The following is a 17787-nucleotide window of genomic DNA, read 5'->3' as shown; positions in this document are numbered from 1 at the left end:
AAATTTGCAGTCTTTCTTCGGCCCTCCATCAGCAGGGCCGAATTTGTATTGAATGCCACAAGCTAGTCGATATTTGCCGGAGTCCTCCACATGAACAAAATGCTTGCCCGCCTCCTGATGGTGGCTTTTTGCAGTGCCTTGGTGCCCGCTGCTGCCCATGCAGCCGGGCCGTCCGAAATCCGTTTTGCCACTGAGGCGGGTTATCCCCCCTTCGAGTTTCTGGACCCCAGTGGCGAGCTGCAAGGCTTTGACATCGACATCGGCAACGAAATCTGTAAGCGCCTGCAAGCCAAGTGCGTGTGGATCGATCAGTCCTTTGACAGCTTGATCCCCGGCCTGCAAGCCCGCAAATTCGATCTGGCCAACTCCACCATGACCGCCACCGAGGCACGCGCCAAGGTGATCGACTTTAGCGAGCCCATGTATATCGTGCCGGTTCGCCTGGCCGCCCGCAAAGGCAGCGGTCTGGAGCCCACCGCCGAATCCCTGAAAGGCAAGCGTGTCGGTGTGCAGCAAGGCACCACCATGGAAACCTATGCGCGCCAGAACTGGGCCAACAACGGTGTCACCATCGTGGCTTACCCCAGCTACACCGACGCCTTCAATGACCTGGCCGGTGGCCGCGTGGACGCCACCTTCCAGGAAGCCCAGAACGCCGTTGAAGGCTTTTTGACCAAGCCTGCCGGTGCCGACTTTGAGCTGACTGGCAGCACCGTGGACGACAGCCCCATCCTGAACGAGCCTATCGCCATGGGTATTCGCAAGGGCAACAAGAAACTCAAGAAAACTGTTGATGAAGTTCTGCGTGAAATGAAGGCCGATGGCACCATGCAGACCTTTGCCGACAAATACTTCCAAAAAGAAAACATTCGCATCGCGCCCTGACCTGGATACCTGAACCATGTTGCTTTACGGTTATGGGCCGCAGTTGCTGGTCGGCACCTGGGAAACCATCAAACTGGCAGTGCTCTCGCTGCTGGTTTCCCTGGTGCTGGGTCTGGTCGCTGCCCTGATGAAACTGTCCCGCACCTCGCTGCTGCGATGGGTGGGCGGTTTGTATACCACCTTGATCCGGGGCGTCCCGGATCTGGTGCTTTTGATGTTGTTCTTTTTCAGCTTGCAAATCTGGCTGAACGAACTGACTGACTGGCTGGAATGGGACATGATCGAGATCGATCCCTTCGGAGCCGGTGTGGTCACGCTGGGCTTTATTTATGGTGCTTACTTTGCCGAAACCTTCCGTGGCGCCCTGATGGCTATCCCCAAGGGCCAAATGGAAGCGGGCAAAGCCTGTGGCTGGAGCGCCTGGCAAGTTCTGCATCGCATCCAGATTCCTCAGATGATGCGCTACGCCCTGCCCGGACTGGGCAATAACTGGCAAATCCTGCTCAAATCCACCGCACTGGTGTCCCTGATCGGCCTGAGCGATGTGGTCAAGATTGCGCAAAATGCCGGTAACGCGACCTTCAACTCCTTCCTCTTTGTGGGCATCACTGCCCTGATCTATCTGGGCCTGACCGCCGTCAGCAATATTGGACTGGGCTACCTGGAACGACGCTACAACATTGGCGTGAAAGGAGCACAGTTCTAATGGATGTTCTGAACGAATTCTGGCGCGCCTATCTGTACCAAAGCAATGGTCAGCTCTCGGGTCTGGCCATGACACTTTGGCTGCTGGTGATCTCGGTTGCCATCGGCTTTTTCCTGTCGATTTTCATGGCCATTGGCCGTGTCTCGGGCAAGGCCTGGCTATCGCGCCCTATCGGTGCCTTCACCTACTTTTTCCGTGGCACCCCCTTGTACGTGCAGATCCTGCTGATCTACACCGCCATGTACAAGCTGGCCATCGTCAAATCCGTACCTGCACTGGAAGCCTTCTTCATGAGCGGCTTCAATTGCATGATTCTGGCACTGACCTTGAACACTGTTGGCTACACCACCGAGATTTTTGCCGGAGCCATCCGCTCCATGCCTCCCGGTGAAGTCGAGTCAGCCCGTGCGTATGGCATGTCCGGCTGGACCTTGTACCGCCGCGTGATTCTGCCGCAAGCCCTGCGCCGTGTGCTGCCTGCTTACAGCAATGAAGTGGTGCTGATGCTGCATGCCACCTCGCTGGCCTTTACAGCCACCGTCCCGGATCTGCTCAAGATTGCTCGTGACGCCAATGCGGCCACCTATCAAACCTTCACCTCCTACGGGATTGCTGCACTGATTTACCTGTGCGTGTCCTTCATTCTGGTGGGCATTTTCCGTATCGTGGAAAAGCGCCAAATGGCATTTTTGAATCACTGAACGCTGAGGTGCTGAGGTGCTGAGGTGCTGAGGTGCTGAGGTGCTGAGGTGCTGAGGTGCTGAGGTGCCGAACAAGAAAAAAGGGCCGCTTTCACAAGCCGCCCTTTTTTCTTTAGCGATACAGCGGCCGTGTCAGTCCCCCGTGTGATCCAGGTCCTGATAACGCATCTGGCGCCCCATCACACCGGCCATCATCAAAAAGAAAGTCAGGCCGCGACGCACTTCCGGCTCCTTGGCCAGTCGTATCAGGCCCATCAGGGTCGGTGTGGTCTCCGTGGCCCGCACCTGATCCGAAGCCATACGTGCCGCATTTCCAACCGACCAGGCGGCCCCTATGCCCTCCTCAAAGCCCTTCATAAGCTTTTCGAGCATATAGTCGTCCGTCATATCCACCAGATCGGCCAGCAGGGACACCGCATCCACCACCCGATTAAGGCGACCACCGGCCAGCAAAGGTTCGATCTTGCCGATCAGTTCATCCAGGCCCTTGATGCCCGGATCCTCTCCAAGCAGGCTTTCCAGAGCGGAAGGGGACTTCTGAGCAGCGCCCGCATCACCGGGATTCAAGGATTTATCCGATACCGAATTCATCTGTCTCTCCTGAATTAGACCAAGCCACGGGCCACGGCCCAGTAAATACCCCGGTTAAAACCCTTGCGCAGCAGTCCACCCAGTTTGGTGGGCGGCGTGGGATGCACATCCTCCTTGTAGTCGTACCAGAGCGGCATACCGCCCTCCAGACCCATTTGGGCTACCGCCACCACCCGGCCATCGTATTCGTCGCTGGTGCGCCCAAATCGCAACTCTGAGGCCAGGTTGTTGACCACTACGGGCGATTGGTTATGGCAGGAGCCGCCCGCTTTACTGATAGGCAGGTCCACCGTGTCACCCAGCACGTATACATTGTCCAGCCCCAGCACCTTCATGGTTTGGTGATCGGTGGGGACCCAGCCTTCGTTGTCGGCGGCTTGAGAAATCCCCGAGTCACGTACAGCAGGCACCGCCGTAATGGGAGGAGTCGCCATCAGGAGGTCGAACGGCTCTTCTGCGCCTTCTTCGGAATAGGCAATCTTGCGTTCAGGGTCCACACGGCTCAGGGTGAAACCGCGTTGATGCTTGATGTCACGATCCTCAAAAATGGGAGGCAAGACCTGACAAACCTCGTTCTGCATGAACAGGCAGTTACGCAAAAGCTGGGAGGTCGTGGGATAGGTATAAGCAATCTCTACCTTGTCGCGTACACCACGACGACGCAGGTACTCGTCCAGCATCAAGGTTGTTTCTACCGGTGCAATACCGCACTGGTGAGGGACGTTATGAGTTTTGGGGAAGGTGACCGTTACCAGCACACGGCCCTTTTCCAGCTTGCTCAGGCGGTCCGCCAATTGGCGCGCAGGCGCATGCTGATAGAAATGATCACCGCCCTCTTTCAGGCCTTCGATTTTTTCCGGTGAGGGGACGCAGCCGGTAGACAGAACCAGGTAGTCATAGTCGATCTTCTTACCACTGGCGCAGTGCAGACGGCTGGCCTTGAAGTCAAAACCACTGACTTCCTCTAGCTGAAAATCAATTTCGGGGCGCAAAAGTGAAATTTGCGGACGTCGCAACTCGTCCCTGAAAAAAGCATCAAAAGCCACGTACATAAAAGCGGGCTTGTAATAATGCCAGGGAGAGTTGGACAGCATGGTAATGCGGACTTTACCAGAACGAATTTCCGGGTATAGCTTGGTCACTAAATGATTGGCGGTCATCGTACCGCCAATACCACCACCTACAATCACAATATGCTGCACCATCAGTATTCTCCTTAATGGGGGAAACTGCGCACCGGCTCTTGCAATGAAAAAATCTTTTCAAAAACAAGAAGATGCCCAGCTACAACTGAGACTTTGCAAAGCGAGCTTGGTAATGTGTCCAGCCAGTTTGTATCAAGCAGGTATTAAGCAGAAATTAAAGCAACCCATCAGACTCAATAAGCCACTTAATCAATTTTATTTATCCCACACCCTTTCTTGAATTTAAAAATCAAGCTGGGGTGCTTATGCATACACCCCAGCTTTTTAATACCGCGTTCTAAATCCGGCTGACGCCAACCATAGTAAGACAAAAAAAACGCCTGCATCAAGCAGGCGTTTTCTCGTATCGCTAAACCCGAAGAATTAACTTTCGCGTTGGCTGCGACGGCGCTCGTGTTCTTTCAGGTAACGCTTGCGCAGGCGAATGGACTTGGGAGTCACTTCAACCAGCTCGTCGTCATCCAGGAAGTCCACGGCGTATTCAAGAGTCAGACGAATAGGTGGAACCAGATCAATATGCTCGTCCTTGCCGGAAGCACGCACGTTGGTCAGTTTCTTTTCCTTGATGGGGTTAACCACCAGGTCATTGTCGCGGCTGTGAATACCGATGATCATGCCTTCGTACAGAGCATCACCCGGGGACACGAACATGCGACCACGATCCTGCAGCTTCCACAAGGCGTAGGCCACGGCATCACCGTCGTCCTGGCTGATCAGCACGCCGTTACGACGCTCGCCAACCGTGCCTTCGCGCATGGGGCGGAACTCGTCGAAGGTGTGGCTCATCAAGCCGGTACCGCGTGTCAGCGTCATGAACTCGCCCTGGAAACCGATCAGGCCACGGGCGGGAATACGGTACTCCAGACGTGTACGACCACGGCCGTCAGCAACCATATCCTGCAAGTCACCGCGACGGCGACCCAGTTCTTCCATCACGCCGCCTTGGTGGCCGTCTTCGACGTCCACGGTCAGCTGCTCGTAGGGCTCCATCTTGACGCCGTTCTCTTCACGAATCAGCACGCGTGGACGCGACACGGCCATTTCATAGCCCTCGCGACGCATGTTTTCGATCAGAATGGTCAGGTGCAACTCACCGCGACCGCAGACTTCAAATACGGTGTCGTCGTCGGTTTCGTTAACACGCAAAGCCACGTTGGACTTCAATTCACGGTCCAGGCGATCACGCAACTGACGGCTGGTCACGAACTTGCCTTCACGGCCTGCCAGAGGCGAGGTGTTCACCATGAAGTTCATGGTCAGCGTAGGCTCGTCAATGCGCAGCAAAGGCAGAGCTTCCTGGTGAGCAGGATCGGTCACCGTGCAACCAATGCCCAGCTCTTCAATACCGTTGATCAACACGATGTCGCCGGCTTCGGCTTCATCTACCGATACACGCTCCAGGCCCTTGAACTTCAGAACCTGATTGATACGGCCTTTGATGACTTCGCCATCAGGACCAAATTTCACAACCACGTCCTGGGCAGCGCGCACGCGGCCACGGTTCACACGGCCTACACCGATCTTGCCCACGTAGGAGCTGTAGTCCAGGGAACAGATCTGCAACTGCAACGGTGCGTTGACGTCGTCCTCACGCTGGGGCACATGCTCCAGGATAGCGTCGAACAAAGGACGCATATCGCCTTCACGCACGTCTTCGGTCAAACCGGCGTAGCCCGACAGACCCGATGCGTAAATGATGGGGAAATCCAGCTGTTCGTCGGTCGCGCCCAGTTTGTCGAACAAGTCGAACGTGGCGTTGATCGCAAAGTCAGGACGGGCGCCGGGACGGTCAACCTTGTTGACCACCACAATCGGACGCAGACCCAGTTCCAGAGCTTTGCGAGTCACAAAGCGGGTTTGAGGCATGGGGCCTTCAACCGCATCCACCAGCAACAACACGCCGTCAACCATGGACAGCACGCGTTCGACCTCACCACCGAAGTCAGCGTGACCGGGGGTGTCGATAATGTTGATGTGGGTGCCTTCGTATTCAACGGCACAGTTCTTCGCCAGAATGGTAATACCGCGTTCTTTCTCGATATCGCCCGAGTCCATGACACGTTCGGAGATATGTTCGTTGTCACGGAACGTACCTGCCTGTCTCAACAATTGATCGACCAGGGTGGTCTTCCCGTGGTCAACGTGGGCAATAATGGCCACATTGCGCAATGCGCGTCTCATAACTCATCCTTCTGATTGAAGTTTTTTGGGCAAAATCTCGGTAGGCAAGCTCTCGATGGCCAGCAAGGCCGACATCGGGTCTTCCATCGCCTGCAACCCGTCCAGGGTGTAGGCGTCGTCGATATGAAAAGGTCCTAATTCTGTCCGGCGCAAGGCCGTCAGATGGGCAAAACACCCCAGAGCACGTCCAATGTCTTGCGCCAGGGTCCGGATATAGGTTCCCTTGCTGCAACGTACAAACAAACGCGCCGATTGCGGCGTAAAGTCTTGCACCTGCAAATCGTGAATCACGAGATGTCGTGCCTCACGTTCCAGCTCTATACCCTGACGGGCATATTCATACAGGGGCTTGCCATCGCGCTTGAGCGCGGAATACATGGGCGGCACCTGGGTAATGGGTCCTCGGAAAGCAGGTAGAACTGCTTCCAGCGCCTCGAGGGTGACACCGGCAAAATCTGCCGGAGCCTGGGACACCACATTGCCGGTCAAGTCACCTGAATCGGTTTCCTGCCCAAACTGCAAGGTAGCTTCATAGGCTTTGTCTGCTTCCAGCATCGTGGCGGAAATCTTGGTAGCCCGGCCAAAACAGCAAACCAGCAGGCCCGTTGCAAACGGGTCCAGGGTTCCAGTATGGCCAGCTTTGCGGGCATCCAGAGTGCGGCGGGCACGCTGCAAAGCGTGGTTGCTGGACATTCCGTCGGACTTGTCCAGTAGCAGCACACCATCAATCAACTGCCCGCGTTTTCGCGTAGCCATCGTGTGTCAATCCGTGAAGAAACAACAGCCGCGTCAGGGCTGTTCGTCTGGCTCGTCCGATTTGGAAGCAGAGCCAGTCAATTCGCTATCGGCCTGGTTGGCGCTGTCGATGAGCTTGGAGAGCTCCATGCCGCGTTCCAACTGTCGGTCGTGATGAAAATGCAGAGTAGGAACCGTGTGGATGTGCAGCAGCTTGAACAGCAGCGAGTGCAACCAACCGGCCTTCTCGGTCAAAGCCGCCTGAGCGACTTCGGGCTCGGCGCCCAGCACCGAGTAATACACTTTGGCGTGTGCGTAGTCTGGAGACAGCTCCACGCCGGTCAAGGTAATCAGACCAGCGCGGGTCATGTCGATCTCGCGCTGGATCAGAACCGCCAGATCCTTCTGGATCTGGTCAGCCAGGCGCAGGTTGCGCCCTGGGTTTGGTTTGGACTTGTGTCGTGCCATAAATTACAGTGTCCGGGCGATCTCTTTGATCTCGAAGATCTCAAGCTGGTCGCCCACTTGGATGTCGTTGTTGCCACGCAGCGTGATACCGCAATCGAAGCCGGAACGCACTTCCTTGACGTCGTCCTTGAAGCGGCGCAGGGAATCCAGGTAGCCACTCCAGTGCACGACGTTGTTGCGCAGCAAGCGAACTTGCGAATCGCGACGGACCACGCCTTCGGTAACCATACAACCGGCGATATTACCAATACGCGACACGTTGTAGACTTCGCGGATTTCAACCATACCGATGACTTCTTCGCGCTGCTCGGGAGCCAGCATGCCGGACAGGGCTGCTTTGACCTCGTCAACCGCATCGTAAATGATGTTGTAGTAACGCAGATCAATGCCGTTGGCTTCAGCCAGTTTCTTGGCGCTTTGCTCGGCACGGACGTTAAAGCCGATCACTACCGCGTTGGAGGCAATCGCCAGGTTGACGTCGCTCTCGGAAATACCACCCACGGCGGCGTGTACAACCACCACACGCACTTCGTCGGTAGACAGCTTGACCAGCGACTGTACCAGCGCTTCTTGCGAGCCCTGAACGTCGGTCTTGATGATGAGCGACAGGGTTTGCATGCCTTCGCCCAGATTGTCGAACATGGACTCCAGCTTGGCGGCCTGTTGACGCGACAGTTTCACATCACGGAACTTGCCTTGACGGAACAGCGCGATCTCACGAGCTTTACGCTCGTCAGCCATCACAACCAGTTCATCACCCGCAGCGGGCACTTCAGTCAGACCCTGGATTTCTACAGGAATCGACGGACCAGCCGAACTCAGCGACTTGCCGGTTTCGTTCAGCATGGCGCGAACGCGACCGAAGGAGGCGCCGACCAGCACGCTGTCACCACGGTTCAAGGTACCGCTTTGAACCAGGATGGTGGCCACAGGACCGCGGCCCTTGTCCAGACGGGCTTCAATAACCGTACCCTTGGCAGGTGCGTCAACCGGAGCCTTCAACTCCAGCATTTCGGCCTGCAGCAGCACGTTTTCCAGCAATTCGTCGATGCCCTGGCCGGTTTTGGCCGACACAGGAATAAAGGGCACATCGCCACCGTATTCTTCAGGCACCACTTCTTCGGCTACCAGTTCCTGCTTGACGCGTTCCGGGTTGGCTTCAGGTTTATCAATCTTGTTGATCGCCACCACCAGCGGCACGCCAGCGGCGCGAGCATGGTGAATGGCTTCACGGGTCTGGGGCATCACACCGTCATCGGAGGCCACCACCAGAATCACCACGTCAGTGGCTTTGGTACCGCGAGCACGCATGGCCGTAAAGGCTTCGTGACCGGGGGTATCCAGGAACGTAGCCGTGCCACGTTCTGTCTTGACGTTGTACGCACCGATGTGCTGTGTAATACCACCAGCCTCGCCCGAGGCGATCTTGGCACGACGGATGTAGTCCAGCAGCGAAGTCTTACCGTGGTCAACGTGACCCATGACAGTTACCACTGGAGCACGGGGCTTCAGTTCGGCGTCGTTCTGAGCATCGGTATCGACCAGGAAGGCTTCAGGATCGTCCAGCTTGGCAGCAATCGCCTTGTGACCCAGTTCTTCGACCAGAATCATGGCTGTTTCCTGATCCAGAACCTGGTTGATGGTAACCATCTGACCCAGCTTCATCAGGTGCTTGATCACCTCGGCAGCCTTGACGGCCATCCGGTGAGCCAGATCGCTGACCGAAATGGTTTCCGGCACGTGCACTTCACGGGCAATGAATTCTGCCACTTGTGGTTCACGGCGCTCGGCCTGAGCGTTGCGGCCACCACGACCACCCTTGCCACGACCTGCCTTGGCATTGGCTTTCCAGCCTTCACGACCACCACCGGCACCGGCGGAAGCCACATCAGCCTTGGAAGGCTGCTTCTTGCGGCTGGCATCGCTGGTCCAGCCAGGGGTGCTGTCAGTCTTGACGGGTTTGCCCGGGGCCTTCTCGGTCTTGGAGCCTTTGGCGTCTTTCTTCTGAGCGCCCTTGGCACCTGCCTTGCTATCAGCCTCTGGCTCGGGAGCACGCAAGACCTTACGAGGACGGTTCAACATATCGCGCAACGCAGCGGCTTCGGCCTCTGCGGCCTTACGGGCGCGATCACGATCCTGGTCTTGCTCCACATCGGCGGCAACAGGAGGAATCACCGGGCCACGCACTGCACGGCGCTGACCAGTAGCGGCCATATCCCGAGGTTTTCCAGTCGAAGTGGGCGTTTTAGTCCCTTGAGGGTGCTGATTTTTATTCACAGAGTTAGCTTGACGGGCGTCGTTTACAGATTTAGTAGGTTCCACGGGCTTTTCTTGGGCCGTAGGAGAGGGAGCCGATTCGGCCTTTTCCTGAACAGGCGCTGCCGCGGCTTCGGATGGCTCCGTTGCAGCAGGTGCTTGTTCCTGAGGCTGAGGCTCGGGTTTCTTTGTATCTTCCTGAGCAGCCTCAACGGGCTGTGCAGGAGCAGCAGGTTCGGGCGCAGGCTCGGCAACAGGAGTCGGCTCGGGAGCAGCGACCACTTCGGGCTCTGGCTCTGGCTTGGGCTCAGGCTTGGGCTCGACAGGGGCTTGCTCTTTCACAGGAGCTTCAGGAGTTGCTGCCACAGGATCTACGGGCTTGCTGACAGGCGCGGCAGGCGCCTGTTCAACAGCTTGCTTTTCCTGACTGGCCGCCTGGGCCTGAGCAGCTTGCTCCTTTGCATTTTCCTGTGCCAATGCCGCATTGGCTTCTGCCACCAGCTCGGAGGGATCACGCTTTACAAACACGCGTTTTTTGCGTGTTTCCACCTGAATCGTGCGGGAGCGACCCGATCCGTCATCCTGACGGATCTCCGATGTTTGACGGCGAGTCAGGGTGATCTTGTTGCCTTCCTGACTGCCGTGCGAGCGGCGCAACGATTCAAGCAGCTTCGCCTTATCCGAATCAGTGATGGCGTCATCAACTGATTTGAGCTCAATACCTGCGCTACGCAACTGCTCCAGCAGAACATTCGCAGGCATTTTCAGTTCTTGAGCGAACTGGGCGACAGTGTTACTCGACATTCGACTCTCTCTTGCTTTACTACAACTATTCTTAATGAATACAACGCGCGGGACCTAGCTAGACATATCAGGCCTCGTCGTCAAACCAGTGGGCACGGGCACGCATGATCAGTTCGCTGGCCGCATCTTGCGCCAGGCCGGTCATCTCGGACAGTTCGTCCGTTGCCAGTTCCGCCAGTTCATCCAGCGTTGTAATCTCGTTTTCGGCCAGTACGGCGATCAGCTCAGGCGTCATGCCCTCGACTCCTGCCAGTTCCTTGACCGCGGTCTGTACCAATTCTTCCTTGGCGATGGCCTCGCTCAGCAGCGCATTGCGGGCGCGGGCACGCAGCTCGTTGACGGTTTCTTCGTCAAAGGCTTCGATGTCTTGCAATTCCTGCATAGGCACATAAGCGATTTCTTCCAGACCGGTAAACCCTTCGTCGATCAGAATATCGGCCACGGCTTCGTCCACATCCAGACGGGACATGAAGGTAGCGCGCAATTCTTCGCGCTCTTCGTCCTGACGGTTGCGGCTTTCTTCCGGTGTCATGATGTTGATCTGCCAGCCCGTCAATTCCGATGCCAGACGCACGTTCTGACCACGCGAACCAATCGCCTTGGGCAGGTTTTCTTCGTCTACCACCACATCCATGGCGTGCTTGTCTTCGTCCACCAGAATGGATTCGACGTGCGCCGGTGCCAGAGCACCGATCACGAATTCGGCCGGATCATCGGCCCACAACACGATATCGACCTGCTCGCCGCCCAGTTCGTTACGCACCGCAGTAACGCGCGAACCTCGCATGCCCACACAAGTACCGATAGGATCGATACGCTTGTCGTAAGCAATAACAGCGATCTTGGCGCGCACACCCGCATCACGGGCAGCGGCCTTGATTTCCAGCAGGCCCTGTTCGATCTCGGGTACTTCGTTCTCGAACAGTTCTTTAATGAATTCAGGTGCTGTACGCGACAAGATGACCTGCTGGCCACGTGCTGCGTAGTCCACCTTCTGTACCCAGGCGCGGACACGGTCGCCCACGCGGATATTTTCCTTGGGGATCATTTCCGAACGAGGCAAACGTGCTTCGATCTTGCCCATTTCGATAATGGCATCGCCCTTGTCCATGCGCTTGACCGTACCGGAAACGATGGTCTCACCACGCTCCAGGAAGTCGTTGAGCACTTGCTCGCGCTCGGCATCACGGATTTTTTGCAGGATGGCCTGCTTGGCAGCCTGGGCACCGATACGGCCAAACTCGATAGGCTCGAGTGGCTCTTCGATGTAATCGTCCACTTGCAGCTCGGGATCGATCTCCTGGGCGTCCGACAGCATCTCCTGCTTGTCGGGCTCTTGCAGACCGGCCTCGTCGGGCACGACCAGCCAGCGCCGGAAGCCTTCGTGGGCGCCGGTTTCCCTGTCGATTTCCACACGGATATCGACATCTTCCTTGAAGCGCTTTTTCATGGCCGAGGCCAAGGCGCTCTCGAGCGCGGTGAACACGACATCACGCGCTACGGATTTTTCACGCGCCAGCGCATCGACCAGCAATAGAATTTCGCGACTCATCGCTTCTTACCCTTGAAATCAAGAACGGGATCCAATTTGGCACGATCCACCTGGTCATAGGTGAATTCGACCTGCGTCAGCTTGCCCGATGCTTCGTCCAGTTCCAGCCTAAAAACGGTATCCAGCGGAACACTAGCCGGTAGCGCCCCTTCAGGAGCGTGGAGCGTACCCACAAACACTTTCCGATTGTCGAGCGCCTCGTGCAGGCGCACCTGCACCCGACTGCCCGCAAAGCGCACGTAATCGCCAATACGCAACAAGGGGCGATCTATCCCCGGCGAGGCCACTTCCATGCGCTTGTAATCCACGTTTTCCACTTCGAAAACGCGTGATAATTGTTTAGACACCCATTCACAGTGTTCGATACGCACCCCTTCCGGGTGATCGATGACGATGCGTAACAAGCCTAGCGGCGCACGCTCCACGTCCACCAGTTCGTACTCGGTACCCGCCAGGGTCTCTTGTGCCAAAGCTAGAATGTCTGCCATAAAATCCAAAAAAAATGGGCTGTACGCCAGCCCATGGTCACCATGCACGCTTGAGAATCAAGCGGGCCCTGGTCTTGCGCATTGCCAACGTCAAATCGGGATAGTTGCAGGCGCAACCGAACCGGATGATCCACGCGGTCTTTGCCTTGAAAGACCGCCCTATTCGCTGGCGCGCAGCATCAAAAAAGACCCAGCCGACACAAACGTCTCTGAGCCAAGTTTTATATTCTACCAGAAAACCGGAAAATACGTGCATTCACACGGCCTTACAGGCCCAAACCGCAGGGTTCGGGCCACAAACTCAAAGTCCGTGCGTCCCGGCTTTACCGGCGCCCGCGTCCCAGGTGGGATTCATGGGCCGCCGAGCTGGCTGGTTGCCAGTCATCATCACGACGGCTGACACGGCGCACCACCGTTGTTTTCTTCACATGAGCCTTGGGCGTTTGCCCGGCTCCGGCACGATCGGACGCGCCGCGACGGGCCGAAGGCGCACGTCCTTCCTGAGCACCGCGAGCGTGACCACCACGGGCCTGATCACCACGCCCCTGCTCACCGCGCGCCTGGTCGCCACGCACTGGACGGCGGCCATTGTGCACACGCGCACCTTCCTGCGAACGCCCCTCGCGACTGCGACCTTCATGCGCGCGTCCTTCCGAAGAACGCCCTTCCGCCGAACGACCGCGTTGCGGGCCACCACGTACCCCCTGACCGCTACGTGGAGCACCACGCCCTTGACCACCGTGTTCACGACGACCACCATCAGGATGGCCATTGGCCAGACCACCGCTAATGAACAAGGCACCGCTGACGGATTCGTTTACACGCACATTATTTGAGGAGCGACCGCGACCTGCCACACGACCACCACGCCCCATGCGAGCACCACTCAGACCGTTGTGCTCCAGCGTACCGAAACCGGGAGGCAAAGCGCTGTCGTGGGACAGAGGTTGACGTTCACGACGCTGGTGGGTGCCTTCGTCATCCGACTCTTTCACCAGCCCCAGGCGCAGCATGAATGCCATCACCACATCAGCATCCAATTCTTCCCAACGGCCACGGCGCAGATTTTTAGGCAGACCCACATCCCCAAAACGAGTGCGAATCAGACGGCTGACCGTCACACCCATCGCTTCAAACATACGGCGCACTTCACGGTTACGGCCTTCATGAATAGTGACGCGATACCAACGGTTGCTGCCTTCGCCACCCAAAAATTCGATCATGCCGAACTTGGCCACACCGTCTTCCAACTGCACGCCATCGCGCATGGATTGCATTTGCTCTTCGCTCAGCTCACCCAGAACACGTACAGCGTATTCACGCTCGGCACCGTAGCGCGGATGCATCATGCGGTTGGCAATATCACCCGATGTCGTGAAGATCAGCAAACCCTCGGTATTCAAATCCAGTCGACCGACCGACAACCACTTGCCCACTTTCAGGGAAGGCAGGCGACCAAACACGGTGGCACGGCCTTCGGGATCGTCGTGCGTGACAATTTCGCCAGCCGGCTTGTGATACAGAATCACGCGCGGAGGACGCTTGGTGTTGGCACGATTGATCAGTTGACCATTGATACGCACCTTGTCATCGGCACTGACACGTTGACCGATATGGGCAGGTTCGCCATTCACGGAGACACGACCTGCAACGATCAGTTCTTCCATATCACGGCGCGAACCGATACCGGCTTCAGCCAGCACCTTGTGCAATTTAGGCTGCACCAAGTCGCTGCCCATGTACTTACCCAGGCGCTGCGACAAACGACTTTGCTTGTCCAGATGACTGAATGCGATGTCATCATCACCATCCAGAATCACAACCGGAGCGTCGTCAGCAGGGTTGGAGTAACGAGCGGCCTGGGTGTTGCCTGGTCGCTTGTTGGCGCCACCGCGTGTATCTGGACGACGACCAGCAGCCGCAGGTTTGCGTCGATTGTTTTGTGGGCGAGCTGGGCGGGCCTTGGCCTCACCAGGAGCGGCCGCCTGGACCTCTTCATTCTGGCGGGGAGCCGACTCTTGCGTGGCATCGCCACGACGGCGGCGAAACGGCGTGCGCAGCTTGCGCCCCTGGCCCTTCGCGCGGGGATTCTTGGGGTCGGCCGCGCCAGAGGCGTCCGACATGGAGGCTGTGTTCGTCTCGTGCGAATCAGTCATTTTTAATCATTTACTCCAGAGTTTTTTATTTCGTCCGGTACCTGTATATCCGATAGGCCAGCCGCAGCCTGGGCCTCATCCACGGGGTCCGGTGTCGTATTCACTTCAGCTTGTTCGGTTTGTGGCAGCTCCGCTTCTGAAACTGCCTCAAGCAAATCGTCCTGACTGCCTGGCTCGGAATCCAGTTCGGACTCCAGCTCAAGCTGAGCAACAGAGGCCTGTAGCGGCTCCATGCTCACTTCCAAAGCAGCGTCTTGCTCTGCTTCTAGTTCTATTTCTTGCCCTGCTTCGGAACCAGTTTGCTGCCCTGCCACAGATGCAGACTCTTGCTCTACACCCTGCTCTGCCGCTTGCTCCTGGCTCTGATCCTGATGATCCCCACCCTGCTGTTGATCTTGCTGTTGATCCTGTTGCTGGTCCAGCTCTTGATCCGATTCTTTATCCTGTTCCTGATCTGCCGATGCGGCCGCTTGCCCGTTTGGCAAGGATGCCAATACATCCAGGGAATCCAGAGTTTCAACCGAAGGCAATTCATCCAAAGAGCGCAAACCCAGATCATTCAGAAACTGACGGGTCGTTCCCAGCAATGCCGGGCGTCCGGGCGCATCACGATAGCCCAACACTTCAATCCAGCCCCGATCCTCCAGGGTGCGCACAATTTGAGTCGATACGCTCACACCACGTATGTCCTCAATATCCCCACGGGTAACAGGTTGCCGCCAAGCAATAATCGCCAAGGTTTCCAGCACGGCCCGCGAGTACTTGGGCGCGCGCTCCAGACTAAGACGGGACAAAAACACTTGCATGGCCGGGCGACTTTGAAAGCGCCAACCCGAGGCAACCTGAACCAATTCCAGGCCACGCTCTTTCCAATCCAATTGCAAGATAGCCAGATAACGGCGCAGATCATCCGCGCTCAGCGGCGGGGAGACAAACATTTTGCGCAACTCGGCGCTGTTCATGGGCTGCTGTGCACACAGCAAAGCCGTCTCCAGGACTCGGATTATTTCACTTTCAGTCACTGCTGGGAAGCCTCACTTTCTGGCGATACTTGCATAAAGCAAAAATTCCATGTTAGTATTTATCTTTTCCGGCGCGGGGTGGAGCAGCATGGTAGCTCGTCGGGCTCATAACCCGAAGGTCGTAGGTTCAAATCCTGCCCCCGCAACCATCACCCGGAACTGCTTAGCAGAATCAAACAAGCCAGCCAATTTGTGCTGGCTTTTTTGTTGCCCGCCGTTTTGATCTGCAATCTTGCGCGCGGCGCAGCCCACAGCCAGAACACGCAGGCCAGCCATCAGCAATGTGGCAACAACCCCAGCCCAAACAAAGGCCACCACAGCAGCCGCAGCACGCATCCGAATTACCATCGTCGCCATCATCGGGCCTTTTTGCATCGGGCCGGACGCGCACGCAAGCCCGCCGCCCTGGCTCAAACCAGAAACAGCCGCTTTAAAAGCAATGAAAAATGTTGTGTAAGCACACATGCTGATGATGAGTATGTCCGCAAGCCCTATCGGACTGGATTTGAATTGGCGCTCCGGATTGGCGGAACGCGAAAACAGCACAACAACGTTTGGGGCAATAACTGATCGGGGCGACAGGTCTACATTGTCAAATGCCAACATCAAGGCACCAACAGACCACCGCAGGGCTTATCGATTGCCTAAACCTGAAGCAAAGCCAGAAACAGAGAAATTCGTTTTGCCGGGACATCCCGCCTAGTAGGGGAGCCGACTGCTATCAAAGCCAGATGCCAGCCATCAAGAACTGGTCGCTATACAGGAAGCCGCTTGCGCGTTTGAACTTTTTGAAATGCCAGTCCGGCTGAACCTGTAAGCACAGTTCGTATTACACCATTGCGACCAGCAAGACGCAAGAAAATTGAGGATCGTTTTATCCAGCCTTTATGCCCCTTCCAGCGGCAATCGCCAAATATTAATGAAATAAACACGCCACACTATGTACATAATCAAAAACTATGTTATAGTTACTTTTCTGACGCGGGGTGGAGCAGCATGGTAGCTCGTCGGGCTCATAACCCGAAGGTCGTAGGTTCAAATCCTGCCCCCGCAACCAAATTCATTTATCGGCCTCTTGCAGATAAATTTGAAAAAACCGGATTTATTCCGGTTTTTTTTATGCCCGTTGTTTTTAAATAGTCTGGTTTCCTCAAAACAATAAACACGGCGTACCCACGACAAGCCCTCTTCCTGCAGTAACTCCCACCCCGCTAGTACGCCCCCATCTACTTCAAGCACGAAATTTTCTTGACGGCCGCAGTCTCACCGTGCGATAAACCTTCCCGTGCGGGTGATTAGCCAGCTTGAGCATGACCAGAACACAGAATAACAAGTCAGCTCCAGCCCCTCTAATCGTGCTTCAAAACCCGTCAATCAGCTTATCTGTGCGTGAACACAGTGGCATCCCGTGGGTGCCGCCAACGCTGTACGTGCACGATCCACAGCCAAGCTGAGTTTCAAGAAAGACGACATCCCTTATGAAAGCCAGGCCGCCTCTTCTCCAGCGCTGGAGCAAGCGCGTGCCTGCGTGATCCTGGGACAAGTCGTACTTTTTCTGCAGTCAATCAAAAACAACCGGAACTGGCTGGAGACAGCCGACTAAAGGATCAAGACATGAAACTAGTACCAGCAACCGCAGGTGCCGCCCTGGCCTTGCTGATGGCCAGCACCAGCACCTTTGCCGCCACCACCTATTTGACTTGCGAGTTTGCCGACCCCTCTGGCAAGCCCCAGGTCTTCAATTTCGCCCTGGATCAAGAGGCTGGCACCTTTGGGGTGTACGTTCCTGCTTCGGGCAGCGAAAGAATGGAACGAGGCACCTTTGCCGACAACAAGGCCAGCCTGAATGAAGGCGCGATTGCTTGGGAAATTGACCTGGCAAGCGGCACCATCATCCGTGATCGCCGCATGGTAGGCGAGAAAGATCAGGGCAGTTGCAGCGCCATTTCCGCCGAACGCAGCGGCTTCGAGCAGTAATCCCCCTCTCCCCCAAAAGACATGTCTCTGCCCCCTCTCCAGGGGCAGCGCAGCTTATCT

At 56.5% G+C, this 17787-nt stretch carries 15 protein-coding genes and 2 tRNA genes; 7 read left to right on the top strand and 10 right to left on the bottom strand.

Features of this window, described 5'->3' with window-relative positions; genetic code table 11:
- Positions 1-90 precede the first annotated feature (90 nt).
- Genes OSH04_RS17810 through hisM form a run of 3 tightly spaced genes read left to right on the top strand, consistent with a single transcriptional unit; the run spans position 91 to position 2292 of the window.
- Positions 91-885, top strand: coding sequence for an ABC transporter substrate-binding protein (locus OSH04_RS17810; RefSeq protein ID WP_009457593.1), 795 nt, complete (start codon positions 91-93; stop codon positions 883-885).
- A 16-nt stretch (positions 886-901) separates the two neighbouring features.
- Positions 902-1591 carry an ABC transporter permease gene (locus OSH04_RS17805; protein ID WP_009457595.1) on the top strand — a complete coding sequence of 230 codons (690 nt, stop codon included), beginning with the start codon at positions 902-904 and terminating at the stop codon, positions 1589-1591.
- Positions 1591-2292, top strand: coding sequence for a histidine ABC transporter permease HisM (hisM, locus tag OSH04_RS17800; protein ID WP_022983563.1), 702 nt, complete (start codon positions 1591-1593; stop codon positions 2290-2292). The genes OSH04_RS17805 and hisM overlap by 1 nt, the downstream gene beginning before the upstream one ends.
- Before the next feature lie 132 nt (positions 2293-2424).
- On the opposite strand, the gene OSH04_RS17795 is transcribed toward hisM, so the two are convergent.
- The 10 genes from OSH04_RS17795 to scpB form a co-directional block, all read right to left on the bottom strand.
- Positions 2425-2883 carry a DUF1641 domain-containing protein gene (locus tag OSH04_RS17795; protein ID WP_170978586.1) on the bottom strand — a complete coding sequence of 153 codons (459 nt, stop codon included), beginning with the start codon at positions 2881-2883 and terminating at the stop codon, positions 2425-2427.
- Positions 2884-2897: 14 nt separating this feature from the next.
- Positions 2898-4088, bottom strand: coding sequence for an NAD(P)/FAD-dependent oxidoreductase (locus OSH04_RS17790; RefSeq protein WP_035275100.1), 1191 nt, complete (start codon positions 4086-4088; stop codon positions 2898-2900).
- A gap of 363 nt (positions 4089-4451) precedes the next feature.
- Positions 4452-6269, bottom strand: a complete 1818-nt coding sequence (typA, locus tag OSH04_RS17785) for a translational GTPase TypA (protein ID WP_009457601.1) — start codon at positions 6267-6269, stop codon at positions 4452-4454.
- A 3-nt stretch (positions 6270-6272) separates the two neighbouring features.
- Entirely contained in the window at positions 6273-7025 is a 753-nt protein-coding gene (truB, locus tag OSH04_RS17780) for a tRNA pseudouridine(55) synthase TruB (RefSeq protein WP_022983561.1), read from the bottom strand.
- A 33-nt stretch (positions 7026-7058) separates the two neighbouring features.
- A complete protein-coding gene (gene rbfA / locus OSH04_RS17775) occupies positions 7059-7472 on the bottom strand; it encodes a 30S ribosome-binding factor RbfA (RefSeq protein ID WP_009457603.1) in 414 nt (137 codons plus the stop codon).
- Positions 7473-7475: 3 nt separating this feature from the next.
- Positions 7476-10532, bottom strand: a complete 3057-nt coding sequence (gene infB / locus OSH04_RS17770; RefSeq protein ID WP_203144981.1) for a translation initiation factor IF-2 — start codon at positions 10530-10532, stop codon at positions 7476-7478.
- A gap of 67 nt (positions 10533-10599) precedes the next feature.
- Positions 10600-12084, bottom strand: a complete 1485-nt coding sequence (gene nusA / locus OSH04_RS17765; protein WP_035270771.1) for a transcription termination factor NusA — start codon at positions 12082-12084, stop codon at positions 10600-10602.
- On the bottom strand, positions 12081-12572 hold the full coding sequence (rimP, locus tag OSH04_RS17760; protein ID WP_009457607.1) for a ribosome maturation factor RimP: 492 nt from the start codon (positions 12570-12572) through the stop codon (positions 12081-12083). The genes nusA and rimP overlap by 4 nt, the downstream gene beginning before the upstream one ends.
- A 323-nt stretch (positions 12573-12895) precedes the next feature.
- Positions 12896-14728 (bottom strand): 23S rRNA pseudouridine(2605) synthase RluB, encoded by a 1833-nt coding sequence (gene rluB / locus OSH04_RS17755; protein ID WP_266108970.1) that lies wholly within the window; start codon positions 14726-14728, stop codon positions 12896-12898.
- Between the two features lie 2 nt (positions 14729-14730).
- Positions 14731-15690 carry an SMC-Scp complex subunit ScpB gene (gene scpB / locus OSH04_RS17750; protein ID WP_407066165.1) on the bottom strand — a complete coding sequence of 320 codons (960 nt, stop codon included), beginning with the start codon at positions 15688-15690 and terminating at the stop codon, positions 14731-14733.
- A gap of 132 nt (positions 15691-15822) precedes the next feature.
- Here scpB and OSH04_RS17745 point away from each other — a divergent pair.
- From OSH04_RS17745 to OSH04_RS17730, 4 genes are all read left to right on the top strand, one after another.
- Positions 15823-15899 (top strand) — tRNA-Met (locus tag OSH04_RS17745).
- Positions 15900-15942: 43 nt separating this feature from the next.
- Positions 15943-16320, top strand: coding sequence for a hypothetical protein (locus OSH04_RS17740; protein ID WP_266108968.1), 378 nt, complete (start codon positions 15943-15945; stop codon positions 16318-16320).
- A 410-nt stretch (positions 16321-16730) separates the two neighbouring features.
- A tRNA-Met gene (locus OSH04_RS17735) sits at positions 16731-16807 on the top strand.
- 557 nt (positions 16808-17364) lie between these two features.
- Entirely contained in the window at positions 17365-17727 is a 363-nt protein-coding gene (locus OSH04_RS17730; protein ID WP_083053988.1) for a hypothetical protein, read from the top strand.
- Positions 17728-17787 lie beyond the last annotated feature (60 nt).

Origin of the sequence: Alcaligenes nematophilus (assembly GCF_026344155.1) — a bacterium.
In the GTDB taxonomy this organism is placed as follows: domain Bacteria; phylum Pseudomonadota; class Gammaproteobacteria; order Burkholderiales; family Burkholderiaceae_B; genus Alcaligenes; species Alcaligenes phenolicus.
The sequence above is the reverse complement of the archived record's forward strand: the minus strand, read 5'-3'. Positions and strand labels throughout refer to the sequence as shown.